General features: G+C 61.9%; 22 protein-coding genes. 14 read left to right on the forward strand and 8 right to left on the reverse strand.

All coding sequences use genetic code 11. From position 1 onward, the window contains the following. Positions 1-28 precede the first annotated feature (28 nt). The 3 genes from NSJP_RS05175 to NSJP_RS05185 all read left to right on the forward strand — a co-directional run bounded on the left by NSJP_RS05175 (position 29) and on the right by NSJP_RS05185 (position 1,933). Positions 29-1,132, forward strand: a complete 1,104-nt coding sequence (locus tag NSJP_RS05175; protein ID WP_080885861.1) for a DUF1207 domain-containing protein — start codon at positions 29-31, stop codon at positions 1,130-1,132. A gap of 167 nt (positions 1,133-1,299) precedes the next feature. After that, positions 1,300-1,467 (forward strand): DUF1328 domain-containing protein, encoded by a 168-nt coding sequence (locus tag NSJP_RS05180; RefSeq protein ID WP_080885862.1) that lies wholly within the window; start codon positions 1,300-1,302, stop codon positions 1,465-1,467. A gap of 55 nt (positions 1,468-1,522) precedes the next feature. After that, on the forward strand, positions 1,523-1,933 hold the full coding sequence (locus NSJP_RS05185) for a hypothetical protein (protein WP_080885863.1): 411 nt from the start codon (positions 1,523-1,525) through the stop codon (positions 1,931-1,933). Positions 1,934-1,949: 16 nt separating this feature from the next. Here the strand turns inward: NSJP_RS05185 and NSJP_RS05190 are convergent, their stop codons facing one another. The 4 genes from NSJP_RS05190 to NSJP_RS05205 form a co-directional block, all read right to left on the reverse strand. Beyond that, positions 1,950-4,313, reverse strand: coding sequence for a PAS domain S-box protein (locus NSJP_RS05190; protein WP_172834176.1), 2,364 nt, complete (start codon positions 4,311-4,313; stop codon positions 1,950-1,952). A gap of 116 nt (positions 4,314-4,429) precedes the next feature. Further along, a complete protein-coding gene (locus tag NSJP_RS05195; protein ID WP_080885865.1) occupies positions 4,430-7,348 on the reverse strand; it encodes a response regulator in 2,919 nt (972 codons plus the stop codon). Between the two features lie 181 nt (positions 7,349-7,529). Continuing rightward, a complete protein-coding gene (locus NSJP_RS05200; protein ID WP_155969898.1) occupies positions 7,530-7,934 on the reverse strand; it encodes a hypothetical protein in 405 nt (134 codons plus the stop codon). Positions 7,935-7,963: 29 nt separating this feature from the next. Continuing rightward, positions 7,964-8,236 carry a hypothetical protein gene (locus tag NSJP_RS05205; protein ID WP_080885867.1) on the reverse strand — a complete coding sequence of 91 codons (273 nt, stop codon included), beginning with the start codon at positions 8,234-8,236 and terminating at the stop codon, positions 7,964-7,966. A gap of 204 nt (positions 8,237-8,440) precedes the next feature. Between NSJP_RS05205 and NSJP_RS05210 the strand changes: the two genes are divergently transcribed. Next, the gene (locus NSJP_RS05210) at positions 8,441-9,544 is read left to right on the forward strand and encodes a class I SAM-dependent methyltransferase (protein ID WP_080885868.1); all 1,104 of its coding nucleotides are present in this window, start codon (positions 8,441-8,443) and stop codon (positions 9,542-9,544) included. Between the two features lie 201 nt (positions 9,545-9,745). Here the strand turns inward: NSJP_RS05210 and NSJP_RS05215 are convergent, their stop codons facing one another. After that, the gene (locus NSJP_RS05215) at positions 9,746-9,958 is read right to left on the reverse strand and encodes a hypothetical protein (RefSeq protein WP_080885869.1); all 213 of its coding nucleotides are present in this window, start codon (positions 9,956-9,958) and stop codon (positions 9,746-9,748) included. 230 nt (positions 9,959-10,188) lie between these two features. On the opposite strand from NSJP_RS05215, the gene NSJP_RS05220 reads away from it, so the two are divergent. The 4 genes from NSJP_RS05220 to NSJP_RS05235 all read left to right on the forward strand — a co-directional run bounded on the left by NSJP_RS05220 (position 10,189) and on the right by NSJP_RS05235 (position 14,256). Further along, the gene (locus tag NSJP_RS05220; RefSeq protein ID WP_080885870.1) at positions 10,189-11,787 is read left to right on the forward strand and encodes a two-component system sensor histidine kinase NtrB; all 1,599 of its coding nucleotides are present in this window, start codon (positions 10,189-10,191) and stop codon (positions 11,785-11,787) included. Then, complete coding sequence (locus tag NSJP_RS05225; RefSeq protein ID WP_080885871.1) at positions 11,787-13,142, forward strand: sigma-54-dependent transcriptional regulator; 1,356 nt, start codon at positions 11,787-11,789, stop codon at positions 13,140-13,142. The genes NSJP_RS05220 and NSJP_RS05225 overlap by 1 nt, the downstream gene beginning before the upstream one ends. Positions 13,143-13,292: 150 nt before the next feature. After that, on the forward strand, positions 13,293-13,739 hold the full coding sequence (locus tag NSJP_RS05230; protein ID WP_172834177.1) for a response regulator: 447 nt from the start codon (positions 13,293-13,295) through the stop codon (positions 13,737-13,739). Positions 13,740-13,743: 4 nt separating this feature from the next. Further along, the gene (locus tag NSJP_RS05235) at positions 13,744-14,256 is read left to right on the forward strand and encodes a hypothetical protein (protein ID WP_080885873.1); all 513 of its coding nucleotides are present in this window, start codon (positions 13,744-13,746) and stop codon (positions 14,254-14,256) included. 434 nt (positions 14,257-14,690) lie between these two features. On the opposite strand, the gene NSJP_RS05240 is transcribed toward NSJP_RS05235, so the two are convergent. From NSJP_RS05240 to NSJP_RS05250, 3 genes are all read right to left on the reverse strand, one after another. Further along, positions 14,691-15,728, reverse strand: a complete 1,038-nt coding sequence (locus tag NSJP_RS05240; protein ID WP_080885874.1) for an ATP-binding protein — start codon at positions 15,726-15,728, stop codon at positions 14,691-14,693. A gap of 25 nt (positions 15,729-15,753) precedes the next feature. Continuing rightward, on the reverse strand, positions 15,754-16,410 hold the full coding sequence (locus tag NSJP_RS05245; protein ID WP_080885875.1) for an HAD family hydrolase: 657 nt from the start codon (positions 16,408-16,410) through the stop codon (positions 15,754-15,756). Positions 16,411-16,550: 140 nt separating this feature from the next. After that, positions 16,551-17,246, reverse strand: a complete 696-nt coding sequence (locus NSJP_RS05250; RefSeq protein WP_172834178.1) for a PRC-barrel domain-containing protein — start codon at positions 17,244-17,246, stop codon at positions 16,551-16,553. 423 nt (positions 17,247-17,669) lie between these two features. On the opposite strand from NSJP_RS05250, the gene NSJP_RS05255 reads away from it, so the two are divergent. The 6 genes from NSJP_RS05255 (at position 17,670) to NSJP_RS05280 (ending at position 22,838) form a co-directional block, all read left to right on the forward strand. Then, positions 17,670-18,047 carry a sensory rhodopsin transducer gene (locus NSJP_RS05255; RefSeq protein WP_080885877.1) on the forward strand — a complete coding sequence of 126 codons (378 nt, stop codon included), beginning with the start codon at positions 17,670-17,672 and terminating at the stop codon, positions 18,045-18,047. 97 nt (positions 18,048-18,144) lie between these two features. Then, positions 18,145-18,327, forward strand: a complete 183-nt coding sequence (locus NSJP_RS05260; protein ID WP_080885878.1) for a hypothetical protein — start codon at positions 18,145-18,147, stop codon at positions 18,325-18,327. A 62-nt stretch (positions 18,328-18,389) separates the two neighbouring features. Beyond that, the gene (locus NSJP_RS05265; RefSeq protein WP_080885879.1) at positions 18,390-19,457 is read left to right on the forward strand and encodes an SDR family oxidoreductase; all 1,068 of its coding nucleotides are present in this window, start codon (positions 18,390-18,392) and stop codon (positions 19,455-19,457) included. A 78-nt stretch (positions 19,458-19,535) separates the two neighbouring features. Beyond that, positions 19,536-20,834 carry a cytochrome ubiquinol oxidase subunit I gene (locus NSJP_RS05270; protein ID WP_080885880.1) on the forward strand — a complete coding sequence of 433 codons (1,299 nt, stop codon included), beginning with the start codon at positions 19,536-19,538 and terminating at the stop codon, positions 20,832-20,834. A gap of 57 nt (positions 20,835-20,891) precedes the next feature. Continuing rightward, entirely contained in the window at positions 20,892-21,899 is a 1,008-nt protein-coding gene (locus tag NSJP_RS05275; RefSeq protein WP_080885881.1) for a cytochrome d ubiquinol oxidase subunit II, read from the forward strand. Between the two features lie 336 nt (positions 21,900-22,235). Next, positions 22,236-22,838: a D-glycero-alpha-D-manno-heptose-1,7-bisphosphate 7-phosphatase gene (locus tag NSJP_RS05280; protein ID WP_172834179.1), complete on the forward strand. Its 603-nt coding sequence runs from the start codon at positions 22,236-22,238 to the stop codon at positions 22,836-22,838. Positions 22,839-22,930 lie beyond the last annotated feature (92 nt).

Genomic DNA, 22,930 nt, shown 5'->3' on the forward strand with positions numbered 1-22,930 from the left:
TTTCCGAAAGAGATAGGGAGGTGTGGGCATGGGGCGAAAGGGGCGATCGTATTGGCTGGTTTTCGGCGTTGGATTCTTTTGCCTGTTATGGCTGGCGGAGAACCGGGCTTTCGCGTCGGATGAGTACATCGCCGGGTATGCGTCGGCGATGCTCGAGCATGAGTACAGAGTCACGGACGCCGTCGTCGATGTTGTCAACGGCGAGATCGTCGTCACGGCCAGGACCTTGGGCAACGTCGACCGCGGCAAGGTCGAGGCCTCGCTTCGACGTATTTCGGGAGTGACCCGCGTGACGCTTCGTACCGGCGATCCCGCATCGGTTCCTCCGAGTCCTGAAGGCGCGCACGTCACCATTCCTGAATCGCAATCCAAATGGCTTCCCCGGGGATTATTGTTTTCCCCTCTGCACGCCGATCCACGCTGGCCTCATTTCAGCGCGAGCTACCGGCACTATACGCAGGGGCTGGATCTTTCCGGCGTAGCCGCCACCAGTTTCGGCGAGACCTTCGCGATTTACCGAAACAGGTCCTTTTTCGGCGGCGAGTGGGATATCGGGATCCAAGCCGGCGTCTTCAGTATTTTCAATGTCGATTCAGCCTCCATCGATCTGGTCAATGCCGATTACCGGGTGGGAGTGCTGAGCAGTTATCGAAACGGCCGATTTTCCCTCATGGCCCGGATCCAGCACCAGAGCTCCCATCTGGGGGACGAATTCCTGCTCGGTAATCCCGGCGTGACGCGAATCAATTTGAGTTACGAAGCCGTGGACCTGAAGCTTTCGTACGAGTTCTTCGATTGGTTGCGACTGTACGGGGGCGGCGGCGTCCTGGTCCATCGCGATCCGGATGACCTCGGCTTGGCGACGACACAGTGGGGCGTGGAGTTGGTTTCACCCCGCACGTTTCTGGACGGCTTGGTTCGTCCCGTGGCCTATGGGGATTTTCAGTGCAATCAGATGACGAATTGGGGCGTCGGGCAATCGATCATGGCCGGATTACAATTTGAAAATGCTCGTATAGGAGATCGTCGCATCCAAGTGCTGGGCGAATACTATGCCGGCCCCTCCCCTGACGGACAATTCTATCGGGAATACGTTTCCTGGTATGGCGTCGGGGTCCACCTATATTTTTGATGCATACGAGAGGGCTTCACAATCAGACCGAGGGTCGCCGGCCCGACGATCTGGGGCTTTCACGAGTTAAACGGGAAGAGGAGTCCGGCTAGGCTGAGATCAAGTATCCCGCCTTCCGTGTGGACACGATGCCGGGAGGGGTCACGGATCGGACGAAAGGAGTCCTTATGTTGAGCTGGGCGGTCACATTCTTGGTCGTTGCGATCATTGCGGGGCTGCTTGGGCTGAGCGGTGTTGCCGGGACTGCCACGCAGATCGCCTATGTCCTGTTCATCGTGTTTCTCATTTTTGCAGCCGTCAGTTTCCTGATGGGGCGCCGGCCTCCTGTCACGTGAGCACAGGTGGAGGCCCGCGAAGTCATGGAAGATTCCGATATTGCGGAGGCGAGCCATGCATGTACGAATCACCGCGACAGCCGCTGCTAACCGGTATGGCTTCTCGGCGGCAGGATTGGCTTTTGGCCTCCTGTGCGGGCTGACGGTATGGTTAGGGTCCGGCATCGCTTCGGCTGCGACGTCCGCACAAGACCCGAAGCATTTTGTTGTCGACGTCGTGGCGATTTCCGGGGAGGAGTTTGTCGTCAAGGACGAAGCGGGAACCGAGGCCAAGATTCATGTGGGGACGGACACGGAGAAGTTCGGGCATATCCAACCCGGGGATAGAATCGATGCCTGGGTACTCCCGAATGGGCACGCCAAAACCATCATGATTCTCCGCAGCGCGGCATTTCTTCAGTTGGAACGGAATGGCAGTCAACCGGGGGGGTCGTCGGGGACGGCTTCGGAGTCTCCCCGACAATGAGGAGCGCCCGGCGCGGTCAACCTTGCGCGTCGGCACCGGGGAAGGGCAGTGCTTCTTGATCGTCCTGCCCTATGACGCCGTCGGCGGCCCTCTTGATGGTGCGGTAGAGGGATTCGGTCACGGACTCCTTGGTGAGCAAGGCATAGGCCCCGGCTTCGCTCATGGAATCCCGGACCCGTCTGGATGCATTGACCGAAAGTCCGATTACCATGCTCGGCAGGCTTCGCGCGATGATCCTCGTGGCTTCGATGCCGTCCATCTTCGGCATGTTGACGTCCATGACGATGACGCGCGGGAGCAGATGTTTGGAGAGTTCGACCGCTTCCTCTCCGTTTCCCGCTTCCCCCACGACTTCGATGTCCGGATAATCCTTGAGCAGGCTGCGGAGTCCCTCACGGACCAGGGTATGGTCGTCCACCAGGAGCACACGAATCGGCTGGCGTTGGCCGGTCTCGAGGGCATTGCCATCGCGCGGTAATCGGTTGTCCCGATCGGAGCTGAGTCCGTCGCGGCTCGCCCCATCCCGGTGCCCTTCGGCGGACGGGGCCGGTGTTCTGGGCGAGAGCGGAAGCGTGAACGTGGCCAGTGTGCCGGCGCCCGGCGAGGAGTCCAGCGTAAAAGAGCCCCCCAATGCGTGCATCCGTTCCCGCACGCTGAAGAGACCGAGCTTGTCCTTGGCTTCTTGCTCCAGGACCTGGTCGAAGCCCGCTCCCTTGTCCTGGACCGTCAGGATCAGATGCCGGTCGTCGCAGTGGAGCGCTACGAAGGCCGCTTCCGTTTTGGCATGCTTCACGACGTTCATCAGCAATTCCCTGGCCGACTGAAAGAGCAAGCCGGCTTGATCCGCCGAAAGTGGAGGCGCCTCGGGCGGCGCCTGCACGGCGACGCTCAGGCCGTGGCGGTGAAATTCTTCGCCGAGCCACGACAGCGCGGCGGACAGCCCGAATTGCTGCAACACGGGAGGGGCCAGCTGTGCGACCAGGGAACGGGTATAGGTCAGGGACTCGTCCAGTACCTGGTCGGCTTCGACCAGCTGCTCGCGTGGTTCGCCCTGCCCGATCCGTTGAAGCGCTTGTCCGATCTTCATGCGCCCGACGACGAGCAACTGGGCGAGATAATCGTGCAGTTCGCCGGCCAGCCGCCGCCGTTCCCGCTGTTCGGTCAGGTTCAACTCCGACGTCAGCGCACGCAATCGACGCTGGGATTCCGTCAAGGCCTTCGTCCGCTCCGCGACCCGCTGTTCCAGATTGAGCGTCAGTCTGAGCAGCGCCGCCTCGGCTTCTTTACGCTCCGTGATGTCCTCCACGACTGCGATGGTCCGTACCGGTCCTCCCGCCGTGTTGCGGATCAGACGGGCCGACACCCGGACCCATCGTACGTCCCCGTCGTGGCGCAGGTAGCGTTTCTCGCAATGATATTCGTCGATGTCTCCGCGCAGCAGCCGCTCGACCTGCCGGTCGTCGATGGAACGGTCGTCGGGATGCGTGAGATCGTGGGGCGTCATGCCCATCAAGGCGGCGGCGGGATATCCGGCGATGTCGCAAAACCGATCGTTCACGCGGATGAATCGGCCGGTGGTGACGCTGACCTGCGCCTGTCCGACGGCGGCCAGCTCGAAGTTGATCCGGAACTGACCCTCGCTCTGCAACAAGGCCTCTTCCGACAGCTTGCGCTCTGTAATGTCGGAAAACACGCCCACGAAGCGCTGTGCGCGGCCCGGTCCGTCGTAGAGAAAACGTCCGTATGGCGCGATCCAACGGATCTCGCCGGTGTCCCGACGGATGATGCGATGTTCATGCCGATAGATCGAGCGTCCCTTCAGCGCCTGCGTGATCTCGGCACCGGCATTTTCCGCATCGGCCGGGTGCACCGCGGCACTCCACAGGGCTTCACCGGCGGCCGGTTCCGGCGGCTGATAGCCGAGAAGCTCATACGCCCGCTCGTTCCACACCGTCTTGTGCGATGCCATCTCCTGGTCCCACATGCCGAGGCCGGCGCTGTCCAGGGCCATCCGCAGGCGTTCCTGGTTTTCCAACAGCGCGGACGCCTGGCGGCGGGCCCGCACTAGCAGCAGCGTAATGATCCAGACGAGACTGATGCCGATACTTCGGTTGAGAGCCGACGTCGACGTGAAGCTTCCGGATTGTGGCAGGAGGAGATTGACGATGATGAGCGCCGTCGTGAGCCCGGCGCCGCGGTAGACGACGCGCGCGTCAAAAGGACTCAAGCGCGAGAGCAGCCATAAGGGAAAGAGATAGAGGAGCCAGACGGCGCTGCCCAGCGGGAGCATGAGGTCGAGCCATGCAATGCCTGCATAAAGAGGGCCGATGGCCGAATACGTCCAAAAGCGTCCGACTCTGCTTGTACGGGACTTGTCCATCGGAGGAAACCGGCAGGTTCCTTTCCGGGGCGAGTCTACTGCTAATCGGGGCGGATAGCGAGTGCCGCCGCCGTGCGGCTGCGCCAAGACGGGCAGCCAAGGCGGCCGCGGAGACATTACCGGCCCACTACGGCCTCGATGGTTTCGTAGAGATGATCCGCTGCGCTTTCCTTCGTCAGAAAAGCCGCGGCTCCCGCCGCTCTCATGGCGCTGACCACATGCTCGGCTTGGTTGACCGAGAGCCCGACGATCAAGGCGTCCGGCCGATCCGTTCTGATCCGTCTGGTGGCCTCGATGCCGTCGAGCCTCGGCAGGTTGACGTCCATGACGATCAGGTCCGGGTGGAGCAGTTTGGCCAGCGCCACGGCCTCTTCGCCGTCACCCGCTTCGGCGATGATGGTCAAGTCCGAATAACCGTCCAACACGCTGCGCAATCCCTGACGGACCATCGCATGGTCATCCACCAGCAGGACGCGAATGGGAGAGGGGTGGCGCGAAGGATGAGAAGGCGCCGGTTCCCTGCGGAAGGACGGCGAAATCACCGCGTCGCCACCGGCGGCGTCGCGTCGCGTCCCGGCAGGCTGCGTCGAAGGCGGCCGATTCAGGGGCACGTCGGCCGACAGGCCCAGTGTCACCGTCGTGCCGCCGCCCGCCTTGGATTCCAATTCCATCCATCCGCCGAGGGCTTCCATGCGTTCGCGAACGCTGAACAATCCGAACTTGTCGCCCCGCGACTCCATGACGGACTCCGGGTCGCAGCCGAACCCTTCGTCCCGGACGACGATCTGCAGCCGCCCTCCGTCGTCCTGCGTCATGCGGACCGCTGCCGCCTTCGTTCCGGCATGTTTCAGCACGTTGAACAGCAATTCGCGGACGCATTGATAGAGGAGTGCGGTATGGTCTTCCGGCAAGGGCGGTGTCATCGCCGGCACGTCGACCTCCACGCGCAGGCCTTGATGTTCCATCTGTTCGCCGAGCCAACGCAACCCCGGGGCCAGGCCGAACTGCCGGAGCGTCGGCGGCATGAGTTCGGCCACCAGCGTCCGCGTATAGGTCAGGCATTGATCGATGAGACGGTCGGCCTCGTCCAGCACGCTGGAGGCCGGCTCCGCCGAGACCATCTTGTCGGCCTGCCGAATCTTCAGGCGGATGACGACGAGCATCTGCGCCAGATAATCGTGCAGTTCCTCCGCGATGCGTTGTCGCTCGCGCTGTTCCGTCAGCGTCAGGTCGTGCGCCAAGGCGCGGAGGCGGTCATGGGTGTGCACCAGCTCCTTGGTCCGTTCGCCGATCCGCCGCTCCAACTCGCGCGTCCATTCAAGCCGCTGGGTTTCGGTTTCCCTCCGTTCGGTCACGTCGAACGCCGCGCCGGCGAACCGCGACGGATGACCAGCGTCGTCGTAATGAATACGGCCGAACGAGGCCAGCCAACGGGTTTCTCCCGTATCGGCCCGAAGGATGCGATGTTCGCAGCGATAAAAGCCTCGGCTATCCCGGGCGGCGGCCACGGCTTCGCGGACGGCAGACCGGTCGTCCTTGTGTACCAGGTTCCACCACTGCCGGGCGGACGACGTGCAACCGTCCGACGCATATCCCAACAGCCGCGCATTCTGCCGGTCCCAGACCACCCGGCCTGTCTTGAGATCCACGTCCCAGGTGCCCATGCCGGCGCCTTCGGTCGCAAAGCGGAGCCGTTCCTCACTTTCGGTGAGCTGGGCAGCCCGCTGGCGGGCTTCCTGAAGCAGGCGTCGGCGCTCCTTGGCCATCGCCACGGAGTGGGAGACCGCTTCAAGCAGATCGAGCTCGTCGGATTCGAAGGATGAGCGGCGGCTGCTGGCGAACGCGAGTGTTCCGAGCAGGCGGTCTCCGACGATGAGAGGAAAACACACGTAGGCATTGGAACCGGTCGCCTGCACCCGGAGTGCCTTGGGATCGGAAACGGACTGCAAATGGTCGACGACGATCGGCTGCCGTGAGGCGGCGGACGTGCCGCACAGGGCTTGGCCGAACTTCAGAAGCCGGAGCGGTGCCAGCGCCTGTTCGGGGATGCCGGCCCAGGTGGACAGCTCGATGGAGTCCAACTCAGGCCGTGCGTCATAGTCCAAGAAGATGTCGAGTTCCAGTGTCGAACGCAACGAGGCAAAGATCTCGTGCATCACCCGCGCAGGATCGTCCACGCGCAAGAGCCGGTCCATGGCCTCGCTGAGGAGCTGCTGCCGCACGGCATGATTGCGTAATTCCAATTCTGCCCGCTTCCGCGCGTCGATGTCTTCAACGACGCCGATCAATGATTGAATCCGTCCCCCCGCATCCCATTGGATCGAGAGCGTCAAGGTGGTCCAAATCGTCCGCCCGTCCGGTTGCAGGAGACGTTGGTCCAAGGAGACTTCCGTGAGCCTTCCCAGAAGCAGTTTGCCGACTTGCGAATCGTGTTCTCTCCGGTCCGCCGGGTCAGTCAGATCGCGAAGCTCCCGATCCATGAGTTCCCGCTCGGTCCGTCCGGCGATGACGCCCAGTCTCTCGTTGACCCGCAGGAATCGCCCGTCCGGACCCAACACGCACATGCCGACCGCGGCCTGTTCGAAGAGGCCCCGGAACTGTTCCTCGCTGCGCCGCAGCCGGGCGAGGAGGCCTTCATTTTCCCGTTGCCGTGCCCGCAGCCGCAGCAGGGATCGCACGCCCGCGAGCAGCTCCTGTTCCTCGATCGGTTCGACCAAATAACCATCCGACCCCATTTCAAGACCAAGGGCCCGGTCCGATCCGCTGAATTCTGCGGCCGAGACGTGCAAGACCATCGTGTCGGTCAGCTCCGGGCGGTTCTTGATCTGCCGGCAGAGGTCGAAGCCGCTGATGTCGGGCAGGTCGATGTCGAGCAACACCAGTTCAGGGCGCACGTCCTGGAGCACGCGCAGCACATCCGCTCCGCAGGCCGCGTCGAGCACCCGGTAACCGGCGCGTTCGAGCATGCTCCGCCGTTCGTACCGTTGCCCGTTGCGTTCGTTGACGTTGAGGATGGTGGCCTGGACGTCGCTCATAACGGATATGGCTTCACCCACGATGCGTCGGACGCGAATCGCATCCCGCAGCCTAATCTATCGACACGCAGAGGAGAGCGAGTAACAGTAAAAGTCGGCTAGTCTCTCTGCCTACTGGTGGAATCCCTAGGTCGCGGGGGCTCTAAGTCATCGGGCCATACGTCGGCGAATTCCGACGGCTTCATTGTTGAGGAGGGGGGAGATTATTCGGCGGCGGCGGCGGCTCATGAACTTCAGCCGGAAGAGCTTCGATGACCTTTACAGCCCGGCCTTCCTCATCCAATTGAATGGTGACGCGGTCTCCGATAGACAACCGCTCGAACAAGTCGGGTCTGGTCAGGCGAAAGAAAACAGGTTTGTCGAGATCCGTCGTGAGCGTACCCTTTCCCTCTTTCACGTCCAACATGCTGAGCGTGCCGGAAATGGTATGGATGCCCGGAGGCGTGTCCAGTGCCGCATGCGTCCCGCCCGCCGCATAAGCAGACTCACCCGGTGCGATGATCCAGACGCCTGCGACAAGAATGAGGCAACCGACGGCGCCGAAGACCGTGCGTAGGCGATTTCGCGACCCAGCGGCGATGATCATATCAAGGTCACCGTACGCATCCGGCATCCTCATGCGGCCGGCAGCGTCACGGCGTAGATGCCGCCCTGCTTCGGCAACAAGCGGAGCTCACCCGTACGGCTCAGGCGGTCCACTTCAAGGAAAACTTGGTTCCAGGTGTACGAAGAACAGGCTTGAACCAGATCCTCCATCTCACACACTTGTGTCCGCCGTACTGTCTCGAAGATGCGATCGGTAATGTCGGACTTCAATCTCGTCGTCACGGACGCCATGGAGGATACCGCAGGAGATATGACCGAAACCGATGAAGCAGATTGGTCCATGTTAAGTCCTCCCTCTTCGCGCGCCGAGGGTTATTTTCTAAGGTGTACGCTACGCCGATCATAGGTATAGACCTACTGGGAAGACCCCTAGCCTGTCGCAGGGCAATTCCATCCGTCCATGATAGAGTCCTGGCGGGATTATTGCTGCGTGTCGCAAGAGAGTTTTGATGTCTGCTGGCTCGGATCCATTGAACGGATTACTTGATGAGTCGTCAATCGGAAGGGCCTCGTCACCCGCTCTCGCAGGCTGCCCGTTCGGACGCCGATCGCATCTCCGAAACGAGTCTCCATGAACGGCCGAGGCCGTCGGCCGGATGTCACGTCTGTCATGCCACGCAATGGACCCTCGTCTGTTCGTCCGGTGAAATTTTCTCGCAGCGACGACAGCTGGAACGGTTTTATCGTCGTCGCTGGCACGCGCAGCCTTCAGGGACGTCGGAAGATCGATGGATCTTCACGCAGAATTATCTGACCAGTATCGTAGCCTGCCTGGAGTGCGGATTGCTGTATCGCAATCCCCGCCCTCGCCCCGAAGCCATCACGCGTGCGTACCTGGCCACGCGGAACGATCACGAGAGTGTTCGGACGGAATTCGAGACCCAGGGCCGATGGTTTCGTTCAAAAGCCGGAATGTTGTGCGGGTATCTGCCGGTTCGGTCCCGTACCGCGCCGCGGGTTCTCGAGATCGGCGGCGGCACGGGCGGATTCCTCGCTGAAGGACAAGCGCTGGGCTGGGAGATGCTGGACCTCGATCCGGATCACGCGCTGACGGACCTTGGCCGCCGGCGAGGATCGGCAACGCTGCAAAGCACGATCGAGGACGCAGGATGGTCGGGAGAGACCTTCGATGCGGTCACCATCTGGAACTCCTTTGGCCAGCTCTCCGATCCTCATCCCTTGCTGAACTCCGTCGTTCCACTCATACGGAGCGGCGGGATGCTGGTGATCCGAATTCCGAACGGCGCCTGTTTTGAATGGGCGATGGCTCTCCGGGCGAAGCTACCCAAGCCATGGCGACGGCCGCTCGATGCCGCGCTGGCATGGAACGACCTCCTGACCTTCCCTTATCTTTATGGGTATTCTCCCGTAGGGCTCACCAGTTTTATGAGCAGCTTCGGTCTCACGTTGCGTGCCTGCCACGCGGATACCCTGCCGTCCGTTCCCGCCGCTCGTCTGAAATGGTGGGCCGGTTTGGAAGAGCGAATGGTCAAGGGTGGGTGTCGCACCGCCTGCGCGGTTTCTCGGCAACCGGTCAGAGGAGATTTTCACCTGGCGCCCTGGCTGGATGTCTATTTCGAACGGCCGTAATCCTCGCACGAACAGGGTTACGTCCATTGCTCCCTGCTAGGGCTTCTCCCAGTGTACGATTCCCGGCTTTGTGAGTCAGACTGCTTCGTATGGCCGCGAATTCATACTTCTCTTTCCGGATACCATCGGTCGGCCGAGACAGGATTTAAACTCGGGCGCCGGCCGGTGGAGCGCCGGCGCGTCCGAGCGTGGAGCACGAATTCATGGCTGTCGGTTGGCTGAAGCCACCCCCGCCATCGCAAACAACGGCGTACGGCCGAGCTTCACGCGGGTTCTGGACGCCGGCTCCCGACGAGGCGTCAGAATTCGCATGTCGGTAATCGCGCCGCAATTGACGCAGCGAAATCCATCGCATTGCAACGGACCATAGAAGTAGTCGAAAACTTTGAAACCGCCGCATCGTTCACAATTCATGCTGGAGTCTCCTCTTCAAAAAGGTGCGGTGCTCGGCAAGGTCCTCGATCGGAGCGGAAGAGTCTGCCGCCGATCGGGCGCTACGCCCTGTATATCGGCGGTAAGCACAAAGACTGCCACAAGTATGAATCGACGGAAATTCTGCAACTTACGTCGGATCATCCTGTCGGGTAGTGAATGGTCGAGCCTTCCAGAGCGGGACAACTTGTCCCGAGAGAGGGCATAACGTAATGGAGAAATCCGAGCCGGCCCATTCGATATTGTTTTCCGGCACGGCGACGACCGTTGTCCTGTTGGTCGTGATGACGGTCGCGACGTTTGCGGCGGACCGATATTTCTCGCTCGGCGCGGCGGTATGGGTTCTCTACTTCGTACCGGTCGTCCTGACGACACAGTTGTTACCGCAGTACACGGGGATCGCCTTGACGGTCGGGGGAAGCCTGCTGCTGGCGGGTTTAATCGATTCGAATGGAGGCCTGTCCTACGAAACGGCGGTCGCCAGTCGCGGGCTGGGACTTCTTGTGCTGGTCTTTACCGGTCTCTTCCTGTTGCAGCACCGCCGTACCGTGGCAGCGCTGCAGGCCAGCGAGGATCGGTATCGGCTTCTCCTGGCCGAGCACGCTCGCGCCAGGGCGGAAGCGGCGCTTCAAGCGGTGCAGGAGCGGTTCAAGAGCATTTTCCATTCATCCCACGACGCGATTGCCTATGCCACGTTCGAGGGAACCTTCCTGGAGGTCAACGATGCGTTTGTCCGCTTGTCAGGGCAGATGCGTGAGGAGTTGATCGGGCCGGGGCCGGCGTCTGCCTCCCTCTGGGCGGCTCTGGAGCTTCCGGCCGAGCGGCTGCACCGGCTGCAGGAAACCGGCATCCCTATCTCTTATGAAACGCTGTATCGTCCGGACGAGCGTGCGCCCGAATACCTGAACGTTCATGCCTTCGCGGTGGCGGCTCCCGACGGCTCGATGTCGGGCCTCGCATTGATGATCCGCAACATCACCGCAAGACGGCAGGCGGAAGCGGATTTGCAGCGTGCGGGAGAAGAATTGCGTGCCAAGAACGAAGCCCTTGCGCGCACCAATGAAATCCTTTCGGCCGTCCAACGGGCCGCCGCCAGGGCGCAGCGGTTGTCGGCCGTGGGGCAGTTCGCCGCTACCGTCGCCCACAAAATCGGCACGCCGTTGACGGCCTTGTCCGGGCACGTGCAACTGCTCATGGAGGACCTCTCCCTGCCGTCAAAAGTGCGCGGGCGGCTGCAGATGGTAGAAGCGCAAATCGAACGGACTTCGTGCATCATCCAGGATCTGTTGCTGTACGCGCGCCGCGAACCGCCGGTCCGGACGCGGACCGACGTGAACGAATGCCTTGAGGACTGCGTGTCGTTGTTCAAGACCGAATGCGAACGCCTGCACGTCGCCTGCATCACCGAATTGGCGGCCGATCTGCCGCCGGCCGAAGTGGACCGCCAGCAGATACAGGAAACCGTCAACCATCTGATCGAGAACGCGCTGCAGGCGATGCCCAACGGAGGATCGCTGTGCTTGCGGACGCGGGCGGCGGAGGGCGCGGCCACCTGGCGCGGATCGGTCCGATCGACTGGAGTCGCGATTGAGATCGTCGATACGGGCCAGGGCATCAATCCCGATCATCTGACGCAGATTTTCCAGCCGTTTTTCACCACCAAGCAGGCGGGCCGCGGCACCGGTTTGGGACTGGCTATCGTGCAGGAAACGGTGCGGGCCCACGAAGGGCGCATTACAGTCGAAAGTGAGCCGGGAAAGGGAACCAGCTTCGTGATTTTCCTTCCCACGGCGGAACAATGGAGAAACTGATGGACGTTCATTCTCATGTGCTCGTGGTGGACGATGACGAAGATACCAGGGGGTTGCTGAGCGAGATTCTGGCGAAGGAGGGCTACGACGTGGAAACCGCCTCGGACGGCAAGACCGCCCTTGAACGGATCACGGACCGGCCGCCCGACCTCGTGATGTCGGACATCCACATGCCGAGCCTGGACGGCATGAGTTTGTTGGAAGAGTTGCGGAGCCGTAACCAGGATGTACCGGTGATCCTGATGACCGCCTTTGGTTCCCTGAAGACCGCCGTCGACGGGCTCAGGTCCGGCGCGTTCGACTACCTCAGCAAACCGTTTATCGTCGACGATATCCGGTTGGTGGTTCGGCGCGCGCTGGAGCACAAGCATCTTTCCCGCCAGAACCAGGCCCTCAAGGAGCAGCTGCGCGATCGCTATCGGTTCGACAACCTGGTCGGCAGCAGCGCCGGCATCGTCTCGGTCTACAAGTCGATCGCCCGTGTGGCCCATACCGACAGCACGGTGCTGCTTCAGGGAGAAAGCGGCACGGGAAAGGAATTGATCGCGCGGGCGGTCCATGCGAACAGCGCGAGGAGCGCCGGTCCGTTCGTCGCCGTCGACGGCGGGTCGTTGGCGGAGACTCTGCTCGAATCCGAATTGTTCGGACACGAGCGCGGCTCCTTCACCGGCGCGGTCGCTTCCAAGAAGGGCCTGCTGGAGAAAGCGCACCAGGGCACGTGCTTCCTGGACGAAGTCGCAGACCTGTCTCCGGTTCTGCAAGGAAAGCTGTTACGGGTGATCCAGGAGCGGGAGATCCGGCGCGTGGGCAGCAACGCGCCGATGAACATCGACGTCCGCATCATCGCCGCGTCCAAGAAGGACCTGGATCAGCTTGTCAAAGCCGGCACGTTCCGCGAGGATCTGTATTATCGACTGAACGTGGTGACGATCCAGATTCCGCCGCTTCGGGAACGTGCGGAAGACATCCCCTTGCTGACCCAGTATTTCATTCAAATGTACGGGCAAAAGAAGTCCCCGCCGGTCACCGGCATCGCGCCGGAGGCCATGTCGCTGCTCACCCGGTATTGGTGGCCGGGCAATATCCGGGAGTTGGAGCATGCGATCGAACGGGCCATCGCCCTGACGCCGCAGTCCGTCATTTTCCCCGAGGATCTGCCGCAGTCGATTCAGACCGCCACCGTGCAGGCGGCGGCTCAGGCCCGCGGATGGGTGACACTGGCCGAATTGGAGAAAGACCATATTCTCCGCGTACTGGAGGCGCACAACCAGGATCTCGGCCGCGCCGCCGCCATCCTCGGTATCCACCGTAAAACGCTGCTCAGAAAGTTGCGCTATTTCGGGTACCCCTGCTGAGGACAGGTTGTCGAGGAAAGGACAGGCCGTCCTACTTGCCGGTGCAAATCGGGACGATTTTCCATCGAGATCTTAAGGCCCGATCCTTGCTCATCTACCCCACGGGCGGATTGTCATTACATTCATATGTCGTCATGCAGGAGGTGTCACATGGCGGAAGGGTATGGAAAACGGATTCTTGTGGTCGATGACAATGCCGATGTGCGGTTTATTCTGTCCACGGTACTGGAGGCGGCAGGATTCAATGTGTATGGAGCCGGAGACGGGCTCGAGGCCGTCGAATGCTTGAAGCGTCGGCGGTACGACGTCCTGCTGACGGACTATCGTATGCCCAAGATGGACGGATTGGAGCTCTTGGACATGGTACGAGCGATGTGGCCGGATCTTCCGGTGATCATGGTCACGGGCGACAGAGCTTCATTCAAGCATGATCGTCTCGGCGCGGAAGCATTTGCCGTCGTGGACAAGCCGTTCGACCGGGCGCATCTGTTGAGTCTGGTCGCCATCGCCGCAGCCAAGGGAGCCGGTCCCGGCGTCATTCAACAAGGCCGTCGTCGTCCGGAGGCTGCTCCGATCGCTTCGGCATGGATGGGATGACACCATGGCACCGAGGATCGAAGTCGCGCATTCCGTCATTTCCCGGAGGCCCATGCAGAGCCCGCGGATCAACTGGTTGGAAATGGCGGCAGGATGGGCGCTCGCCGTCGCGTTGCAGATGGTTTTGCTGTTTCTGGGATTCGGCTTGGGTGCCGGTGCGATCGACTTGCGGTCGGCGGGGGAGGAATTACGCCAGCAACTCGCGTCGGCGCTCATGGCTGATCGATCCGCGGTCTCTCCCACGTGGTCGATTCCGGCCGGAGATCAAATAGGCGAGGCCGCATTTGAGCAGACGGGTGCGACCGATGCGGCACTGGATCGAAATATGGGGCCCGCCCGCGTCGCCAATGTCTTGCCCGACCTGAGGGCTGAGAAGACGAGTCCTATTCCTTCGATTGGAGGGCAATTGCTCGATCACGCGGGCCCCGTCGTATTTTGGCTGGCCATATGGGGGGCGATCACTTGGCTGGCGTCGATCTTCACCAGCGCCCCTCGAACCCCTTCCTCCGTCGAGTAAGCCGGACGTTCGCGCGGGTTGAATCTGGTAGACACGTACGGAGATGACGATATACGAGACCACGGTTTCCACGGGAGGAGGATCGGCATGCGCTTGATGATCGGATTCATGCTCCTGGGGCTCTTAGCCGTTCTCACGGTGCCGGTTGCCGCCTCGTCCTCAAGGGATGGGCGAACACCCCGCCGGTCCGCGTCGCGGAAGCGGATCAAGCGGGCAACGCGTTCAAGGCGTCCGGCCTCGAAATCGCGGCTCTCTCGCCGTGAGCCGGCCGCTTGATGACGCTGGTTCGAAACCCTTCGGTTCCCCCCTGCGGACCGTTCGCTTCTCCGACATGACTTCGGTTCATCTTCGCCCGTTCGGTGCCGGTTCATGGGGGGCGCGAACGGACGTCTCTCGATCATTCCAAAGTCACGCGACAGTCAAGAGCGGATATGTCAGGATTGGGCGCCGGAGGCGGGCAGCGTATAACGGGCTTCGATCGCTTGAGCGATCCGGAGGCGACTCTCCCTCGCGGACAAGGACGGAAGGGATTCGACGTCCCTGACGATCCCGGCCAGATCGGAATCCTTGATCGATCCCTCGATCCAGTTGGAATAGTCGTGCCGCTGAAGATGGTAGAGCCACGTGGCATCGTCGATGCCGTCAGCCAGCTGGCAGAACAGCATGAGATTTTGCGCTCGCAAATTCAACTCTTCCCGCGGCCCGCGAAAGTAAAAGCTGCGATCCTGAGGCAGTTCGCCTTCCGCATACTTCCTGAGGTGCCGACGTCTTTCGCCGCGTGACGGTGCGATGCCGAATTGCTCCGGCATTCCGCCGGTCCTGACCGGCCATACGACCGCCTCTCCTTGGTCCAGGGTCCAGGAACCGGCCGGCAGCGACAACCCGACTCGTTCCGCATAAGCGCCCAGCGTACGTGCCGGGTCCTCGCCCATCGCGACGGCGGCGTCGACCGACCGTAGGACGCCGGATGAGACTTCCTCCGGGTGGACGGTCACGAAGATCATCCCGGTCATGCGTCCGGTGAGCTCCGAGGCAGGTTCCCATTGCTTCGGCATGAGGTGATGGGCCTCGTCGATCAAAATGCGGTGCGGCCGGCCGATTTGCGCCTGCCGCTCCTGGATGCGGGGCAACAGATCGGAGAAGAACGCGGGCCGGTCTTTCAAAGGCAGTCCGACAAGATTGACGGCTACCTGCGCCGTGGGACTGTCGAGTGCCGTCAGGACTTCCTCGATCGAAGGTCCTCGTTGCGGGTTTCCGAAGACGATGACCTGATCGACGGAGGCGTAGTCGCCTTCCGGATCGATGATGCAGACCTGATAGCCGCAGTCCGACAGCCGTTCCAGCAGACCGTGGGCCAGGCTGGATTTCCCGCTTCCGGAGGTCCCGGCGATCAGGAGGTTTGAGCCGACAGGTGGAATGCGAAGCTCGGTTCCGTCCGCCCGGAAACCGAGGGGAATATCGCGCCGGGTCATGGCGGCGGCGTGCTTCGCGGCGTCGTCATCCCACGAGGGCGGAGAAAAACCATGCGGTCCCGCGTCCGTTGTCCTCCGGCGTGACCACGTCAGCCGCCTCCCGAAGGGTTGGGACCGCGCCGCTCACCGCCACCGCCAGTTCGGCGGCCTGCAGCAGCGCATGGTCATTTTCCGAGTCGCCGATTCCCACCACATTGTGGGCCGAAAGCTGAAGGTCGTCCAAGGCCGCCTGCAACCCGCTCGCTTTCGTCACACCGGGAGGCAGAATCATGACGGAACCGCGGTTGAACACCACATGATGAGCCAGGCCAAGGTCGCGAATGGTTTCCAGCGCCGCCACTTCATGCGGCCGAACCGTGGCCAGGATCGCTTCGCCCTGCTGAAACGGGATATCCTTCCGCCGCAGAACCTCGACAAGAGGACCGGGCACGGCCCCGCCCAGCAGGCGTTGCTCCCGCGTCGCCGGATGATAGAGGAGCGCTCCGTTTTCGGCCACGATTCTGGAGCAGAGGACGGCTTGAGGAAAAAGGTCCAGGAGTTCCTGGAGCAACCGGCCGGTCACGATGATGAACTTGCGCCCCGAAGAAAGCAGTTGCTCCACCGCCGCAAGGGTGGACGGCGCGACTTTCCCGTCCATGGCAAGCGTCCCGTCAAAGTCGATGGCAGCCGCTACGAAACGCATAGCAAGTCGCTGGTCGGTGGTGTGTGGCGAACATGTCGTCTGCAATCACCGGCTGTCACGGCAAAGCGGCCGGCAGGAGAGTCCTTGGCCCCTCCTTCCGGCCGCCGAGCGGTTCCGATTACAGAATCAGCACGCCGTCTTCAGTGCTTCTTCTTGGCATCGTTCTCGAAGCCGGGAGCCTGGCCCGGAGGTCCTCCCCGGTCGCCCAGGTTGCCGGCGGCGGAATCCTCGCCCATAGAACCGCTCGAAGGCGCGACTCGCTGCGTTCCACGCCCGTCGCCAGGCCCGACGTAGGGTTTCGTCTCCTCACGCTTGTGCTCGATTTCTTCCATGTACATGGCTAGATCGGGCGAGAGATCTTTCGATTCCGAACGGTCCACATTCGGGAGCAACTGCTCCTTCGACATGTTGAGGACGAGCTTGTCGCCTTTCTGTTCGAAGCTGCTCCATTTCATCGGACGCGCATAACGCGAATCCGTCACCTCGAAGAATACGTACTCGATATCCTGAGTCTTCTCGTCCTTCAGGACTTTCTTGATCGTGCCGAGCTTTTCTCCCTGCTTGTTCGTCACGGTTTGATTGAGCCATTTACTGTCCGTGATCTCTTTCAGTTTGCCCTGACGAACCGGCGTGGTCGAATATTCATCAGGAATGCCGGATTTTCCACCTGTCAGATCCGTCTGCTTGTCACGCGGCACACTGTCCGGCGACGGCATCCCCCCGCCGACCTGGGATGACGCATTCGAGGAATCCGCGCGCACCGGCGTCATGGTGCCGGTACAAACCAATACGGCCGCGGCTGCTCCGATAATGATCGTAACCTTCGCTTGTTTCATTGCATGCCTCCTGTTAAACGGTGAATGCTCGGAAATTTCCAACTCTGGACGGCGCCATGGCGCCCAGCCGTCGCTCCGGCGTCGCTCACGAGAGCATTTGTGCAAGTCACAGGCCGCAATCGTCACCCATCCCCCACTCCGCACGAGTTCCGCCATTGTTCCGATAGTTGTGACGACGATGGCGACTCCCCGCCGGTCTTTGAATCGGAACGCCCGGCACGACAGGTTGTCCGGGAGCCGGGACAGAAGGTCTCCATCAACCGATAGTCAGTTGCGCGATTCCGCCTACAATCCTTATCGCGTAGACGGCGCAGCTTGACCGATGAAGGCACTGGGCTTGCAGCCGCGAAGACCCATGCTGCCCTCATGGAGCGAGCGACACACGAGCATGAGCACGGAAGACAGGCCAATAGGAAAGAGATCATGACGAGCATCGGCAAGCGACGATGGGCGGTTGCGGAAGGCTATATTCCTGCCACCAGTACCGGCCCGCATCCGCAGATGACGAGCCATGAGACGCTCTGTCTGCTCAATGCCGGGAATCGCGATGCGCACGTGCAAGTGACCGTGTTCTACCGCGATCGGGAACCCGTGGGGCCATACCGGATTATCGTACCGGCGAGGCGTACCCTCCATTTGCGCCTCAACGATCTGAGCGATCCGGCGCCGATTCCGGTCGATACGGATTTTGCGACCGTGATCGACTCCGACGTCCCGATCGTCGTACAGCACACGAGGTTGGACTCGCGCCAGGCCGAGAACGCGCTCATGAGCACGGTGGCGTTCGCATGCGACGAATGAGATCCGTGGTGAGTCCGCAGAACCTCGCCAGGCGCAACAGACGGGCTGGCTATGTGGTCCGATCGTGATTGAAACACCGGACCGATCGGAGGTATGTATGATCACCCTGACGACCCTGGTGCTGTTTCTGTGCGCGATGGTGATGGCCCTTTATGCATTTGGTTTCATCAATGCGCCGTCTCGCGGCACGTTCCGCACGTTTCAATGGACCTTTTATCTCCTTGCGGTTCTCACGGTGCTGTCGGTGTGGTTTGGAATCACCGATGAACCCTCCTTCTGACGGTGGCGCGGATCGCTCGCAACGGTTGCGATGGGAACGTGTGAAAACGTGTGGGTGTAGGGATGACCGGTAACCATCGATCCGAAGTCGTCGTCGTGACCGGCGCGTCGGCCGGCGTCGGCCGGGCGATCGCCCGCCGCTTCGGCGCTCAAGGCGCATCCGTGGTGCTGCTGGCCCGCGGCTTAGACGGTCTGGAAGGAGCCAGAGCAGACGTCGAGCAGGCCGGCGGCCGCGCCCTGGTCATCCCAACCGACGTGTCGGACGATCGCCAGGTCGAGGCGGCCGCGGAGCAAGCGGAACGGACCTTCGGCCCCATCGACGTCTGGATCAACAATGCCATGGTCTCCGTCTTGTCGCCGGCGCTCGACATGACGTCCGGGGAATATCGGCGCGTCACCGACGTGACCTATCTCGGCTACGTCTTCGGCACGCTTGCGGCGTTACGCCGCATGGTCCCGCGGGACCGCGGAGTGGTCATCCAGATCGGCTCGGCGCTGGCGTATCGTGCCATTCCGCTGCAATCGGCCTATTGCGCGGCGAAACACGCCATACAGGGCTTTACCGAATCCCTGCGATCGGAACTCCTGCACGAAGGCAGCCGTGTGCGCCTGACTGCCGTCCAACTTCCGGCCGTCAATACGCCGCAGTTTTCCTGGATCAGGACGCGCATGCCTCGACATCCCCGCCCCGTGCCGCCGATCTATCAGCCCGAGGTCATCGCGGAGGCCATCTACTGGGTGTCCCATCATCATCGGCGGGAATTTGCGATAGGATATCCCACCGTCCAAGCGATCGTCGGTGACAAATTCATTCCAGGCCTGTTGGATCATTACTTGGCACACGTCGGTTACGAGTCGCAGCAGACCGACGTTCCAGTCGATCCGGACCGGCGCGACAATCTTTACGAACCGCTGCCGGGCGACTATGGTGCGAGAGGGCGATTCAGCGAGCAGGCCTGTGACTATAGCGCGCAGGTCTGGGCCAACCGTCATCGCGGTTGGCTGGCGGCTGGAGGGGTCGGCCTTCTCGCCTGGTGGTGGAGCAGACGCTATGGATCCCGTCGCCGCCAGGCGCAAGGCCGGTCGGCCGCTCGTCTTCGGCGTCCGGTCAAACCGGTTTGGGCGCTCTAGCATGGCACAGCCCGTAGCGACCCTTCGTGAGACACATCTGAACCGGGGCATCTTTTTCCGGCTGTCCGCCGAATCGCCATGACCGACCTTCTTGCCGCGCGCTCCCAGATGGCGGTGTCCCTGGGTTTTCACATCATCTTTGCCGCCCTCGGCATCGCGATGCCCCTGATGATCTCGATCGCGGAATGGCGGTGGCTCCGGACCGGGGACGAAGGCTATTTGTCGCTGGCGAAGCGCTGGTCCAAAGGCACCGCGATCCTGTTTGCCGTCGGCGCCGTGTCCGGCACCGTGCTCTCCTTCGAACTGGGCCTGCTGTGGCCCGCGTTCATGAAACTGAGCGGACCCATGATCGGTCCGCTGTTCGCATTGGAAGGCTTTGCCTTCTTCACCGAGGCGATTTTTCTCGGCATCTATCTGTACGGGTGGTCCCTCATTTCTCCCGTCAAGCATTTCATTGCCGGATTGATGGTGGCGGCCAGCGGAGCGGCCTCTGCCGTGTTCGTCATCGCGGTGAACGCCTGGATGAACGAACCGATCGGATTCACGAAATCCGGTGAGCATCTGACCGAGCTCGAACCGCTGGCCGTTCTGGCCCAGCCGCTCGCGCGGCATGAAACGATCCACATGCTGCTGGCGGCGTTCGCAGCCACCGGACTCCTCGTCGCGGGGCTTCATGCCATGTGGCTCCTGCGCGACAACCGCAGCCTCTTCCATCGACGTGCGTTGGGCATCGCGGTGGCCATGGGCGGCGCCGCCGCCGTGTTGCAGTTGGCAAGCGGGCATCTCATCTCGCTGACCGTGGCCGACCGCCAACCGACCAAGCTGGCCGCCATGGAGGCGCACTTCGCCACGGCCGCCGGCGCCGACTTCCTTCTCGGCGGGTTGGCGGACAATGAGACGGCCTCGGTGCGGTACGCGGTGACGATTCCCAAGGGGCTCAGCCTGCTGGTGCACGGGGATCCGTCGGCGGAAGTGACGGGCCTCGATCGAGTGCCCAAAGCCGATTGGCCTCCCGTGGCCGTCGTGCATCTCGCGTTTCAGGTGATGGTCTTGTGCGGACTGGTCATGGCCGGCTTGGCGCTGTGGAGCGCGTGGCGTTGGCGCCGATCTGGCGGCCTGGAGCGGGATACCTGGCTGCTGCGCGGGTTGTGTGTCGCCGCGCCGGCCGGCTTCATCGCCATCGAGGCGGGATGGGTGGTGACGGAGGTCGGGCGCCAGCCGTGGATCATCGATCAGGTGATGAGGACCTCAGAGGCCGTGACGCCGATGCCGGGCCTGTGGATTCCATTCGCGACGTTTTCCCTGTTGTATCTCGTGCTCGGGGCCGTGGTGGCTTGGGCGATGTGGCGCCACGTGGCGGCGACCGAGCACGTATGATCCCGCGCTAGCGGACCGGTCGATCCTGCGGGATCGGCGAGCGAGTGAGGGTCGTCTATGCTCGAATTATTGCTTGGCGCGGCATTGGTCGGCTCGCTGACCTTCTATCTGCTGCTTGGCGGAGCCGATTTCGGGGCCGGGATCTGGAGCTTGTTCACCTTCCACCACCGCGGGAAGGCACAGCGGGCGCTCATCGATCAGGCGATCGGTCCCATCTGGGAAGCAAACCACGTCTGGTTGATCGTGGCGGTGACGATTCTCTTCACCGCATTCCCCGAGGCCTATACCGTGATTGTGGTCGGCCTGCATATTCCGCTCTCGCTCATGCTCGTCGGCATCGTGCTGCGGGGAACGACGTTCGCGCTGCGTACGCACGATGTCGCTTCCAGGCAGAGTGGCAGCGGTCCGTCTGAGCTCTGGTGGTATCTCTTCGCCGGTTCAAGCCTCCTGACTCCGGTGCTGCTCGGCATGAGTTTGGGGGCGATCGCGTCCGGACGCTTGCGGGACCGGACGGGCGAATCATTCTATGAGACCTTCGTCGCTCCGTGGCTCTCGAGTTTTCCATTCAGCGTCGGCCTCTTGACGGCCTTGTTGGTGGCGTATCTTGCGGCGACCTATTTGATAGTCGAAAGTCGGGAGGCGGGCCTCAAACATCTGTTTCGCCGCCGTGCCGTCGCGGCCTGGGCGGTGGTCGGTGTGGCTGCGCTCGTGGCGCTCTACCTGTCCCGGACCGGCGCTCCGGAAATCTATCGAGGGTTGACGGGTACGGGGATGGGACTCGCGACGCTTGCATTGACGGCGACGGGACAGGCGGTCGCCCTGCTCTCTCTTCTACGAGGACGCGATCGGATGGCCCGGCTGGGTGCAGCCGCGGTGAGCGTGCTGATGCTGTGGGGATGGGCGCTCTCCCAATTTCCCTTTCTGGTCGAACCGGATGTGACGATCTACCAGTCGGCCGAACCGGCGACCCTGCGTATCTTGCTCGTCAGCCTTGCGGCCGGCTCGGTCTTGCTGATCCCTCTCCTTCGTTATCTCTATATGATCTTCAAGAGCAGGGTTCTCTAGGCAGCCGTTTCGCCCTCCATCTTCGAGACAGACTGTCGAAGGAAGGACAGGCTGTCGGACAGAATCGCCATCCGGAGCCCACTTGCCGGCGTAAAAGGCCCCTCCATTCCTCATATAAATCGCACTTCTCGCACCGGGCCGGCAGGTCTGTTCTTTGCAAATTACGAGAAACGTCAAAGGTCGGCTCTCACCTGTCGGAGTGTCATGGCTATGACGCCTGGGTCGGAGCGGCGAGTGAAGGCGATGAAATGGCATGGCGGTGCTGTGGCGGGTTCCCGGTCATGCCGCGATTCACCAACTGTTCACAATATCCATTCGCAGGAGGAGTTACACGTCATGATTCGTGCCGTATTTCTGGACCAGGGCGGGGCGCTCGAAAGTCCATGCTATGGCACAGAGCCCTCCCGTCTGATGTCCGATACATTCGAAGGACTGCGGTTGTTGCAGCGCGCCGGATACGCGGTCGTCGTCGTGACGCATCAAGGCGGCGTGGCAAAAGGATTTCTGGGCGAACCGGACGTACATCGAATGAAGGCATATCTCGAAGCCCGCCTGATCGAAGAAGATATTCCATTGGGAGGGTTCTATTATTGCCCTCACCACCCCGACGGCAAGGTCCGGAGATATGCGGTTCATTGTTTGTGTCGCAAGCCCCAACCGGGGCTTCTGATTCGTGCCGCATCCGAATTGAGGGTCGACATGGGTCAATCGTGGATGGTCGGAGCGACTCTCGATGACATCGAGACGGGCCGCTGGGCCGGTTGCCGCACGGTGTTGCTGACGAACGGCCATGAAACCGAGTGGAATCTAACCGAGCCGCGCTGGCCTGACTATATTGCGGGGACTCTGCTGGAAGCCTCGCAATTGATCGCACTCTCAAGCCCGCGCGGAGTGACCCAGGTTCCGTTGGATCGATTGAGCCGTCCGCCTCTTCTCTAGTAGCCGTGAGGACCGGATCGACCGGCCTCGACGGCGGAAAGGAGTTCCATGCATCAGGACGATAGAATGACTACCGAATCCATGCAGCAGTG

The organism is Nitrospira japonica, from assembly GCF_900169565.1.
In the GTDB taxonomy this organism is placed as follows: domain Bacteria; phylum Nitrospirota; class Nitrospiria; order Nitrospirales; family Nitrospiraceae; genus Nitrospira_C; species Nitrospira_C japonica_A.

Coding starts and splice junctions, on each gene's coding strand:
- NSJP_RS05175 (WP_080885861.1), top strand. CDS start 29: ATGGGGCGAAAGGGGCGATCGTATTGGCTGGTTTTCGGCGTTGGATTC.
- NSJP_RS05180 (WP_080885862.1), top strand. CDS start 1,300: ATGTTGAGCTGGGCGGTCACATTCTTGGTCGTTGCGATCATTGCGGGG.
- NSJP_RS05185 (WP_080885863.1), top strand. CDS start 1,523: ATGCATGTACGAATCACCGCGACAGCCGCTGCTAACCGGTATGGCTTC.
- NSJP_RS05190 (WP_172834176.1), bottom strand. CDS start 4,313: ATGGACAAGTCCCGTACAAGCAGAGTCGGACGCTTTTGGACGTATTCG.
- NSJP_RS05195 (WP_080885865.1), bottom strand. CDS start 7,348: ATGAGCGACGTCCAGGCCACCATCCTCAACGTCAACGAACGCAACGGG.
- NSJP_RS05200 (WP_155969898.1), bottom strand. CDS start 7,934: ATGATCATCGCCGCTGGGTCGCGAAATCGCCTACGCACGGTCTTCGGC.
- NSJP_RS05205 (WP_080885867.1), bottom strand. CDS start 8,236: ATGGACCAATCTGCTTCATCGGTTTCGGTCATATCTCCTGCGGTATCC.
- NSJP_RS05210 (WP_080885868.1), top strand. CDS start 8,441: ATGAGTCGTCAATCGGAAGGGCCTCGTCACCCGCTCTCGCAGGCTGCC.
- NSJP_RS05215 (WP_080885869.1), bottom strand. CDS start 9,958: ATGAATTGTGAACGATGCGGCGGTTTCAAAGTTTTCGACTACTTCTAT.
- NSJP_RS05220 (WP_080885870.1), top strand. CDS start 10,189: ATGGAGAAATCCGAGCCGGCCCATTCGATATTGTTTTCCGGCACGGCG.
- NSJP_RS05225 (WP_080885871.1), top strand. CDS start 11,787: ATGGACGTTCATTCTCATGTGCTCGTGGTGGACGATGACGAAGATACC.
- NSJP_RS05230 (WP_172834177.1), top strand. CDS start 13,293: ATGGCGGAAGGGTATGGAAAACGGATTCTTGTGGTCGATGACAATGCC.
- NSJP_RS05235 (WP_080885873.1), top strand. CDS start 13,744: ATGGCACCGAGGATCGAAGTCGCGCATTCCGTCATTTCCCGGAGGCCC.
- NSJP_RS05240 (WP_080885874.1), bottom strand. CDS start 15,728: ATGACCCGGCGCGATATTCCCCTCGGTTTCCGGGCGGACGGAACCGAG.
- NSJP_RS05245 (WP_080885875.1), bottom strand. CDS start 16,410: ATGCGTTTCGTAGCGGCTGCCATCGACTTTGACGGGACGCTTGCCATG.
- NSJP_RS05250 (WP_172834178.1), bottom strand. CDS start 17,246: ATGAAACAAGCGAAGGTTACGATCATTATCGGAGCAGCCGCGGCCGTA.
- NSJP_RS05255 (WP_080885877.1), top strand. CDS start 17,670: ATGACGAGCATCGGCAAGCGACGATGGGCGGTTGCGGAAGGCTATATT.
- NSJP_RS05260 (WP_080885878.1), top strand. CDS start 18,145: ATGATCACCCTGACGACCCTGGTGCTGTTTCTGTGCGCGATGGTGATG.
- NSJP_RS05265 (WP_080885879.1), top strand. CDS start 18,390: ATGACCGGTAACCATCGATCCGAAGTCGTCGTCGTGACCGGCGCGTCG.
- NSJP_RS05270 (WP_080885880.1), top strand. CDS start 19,536: ATGACCGACCTTCTTGCCGCGCGCTCCCAGATGGCGGTGTCCCTGGGT.
- NSJP_RS05275 (WP_080885881.1), top strand. CDS start 20,892: ATGCTCGAATTATTGCTTGGCGCGGCATTGGTCGGCTCGCTGACCTTC.
- NSJP_RS05280 (WP_172834179.1), top strand. CDS start 22,236: ATGATTCGTGCCGTATTTCTGGACCAGGGCGGGGCGCTCGAAAGTCCA.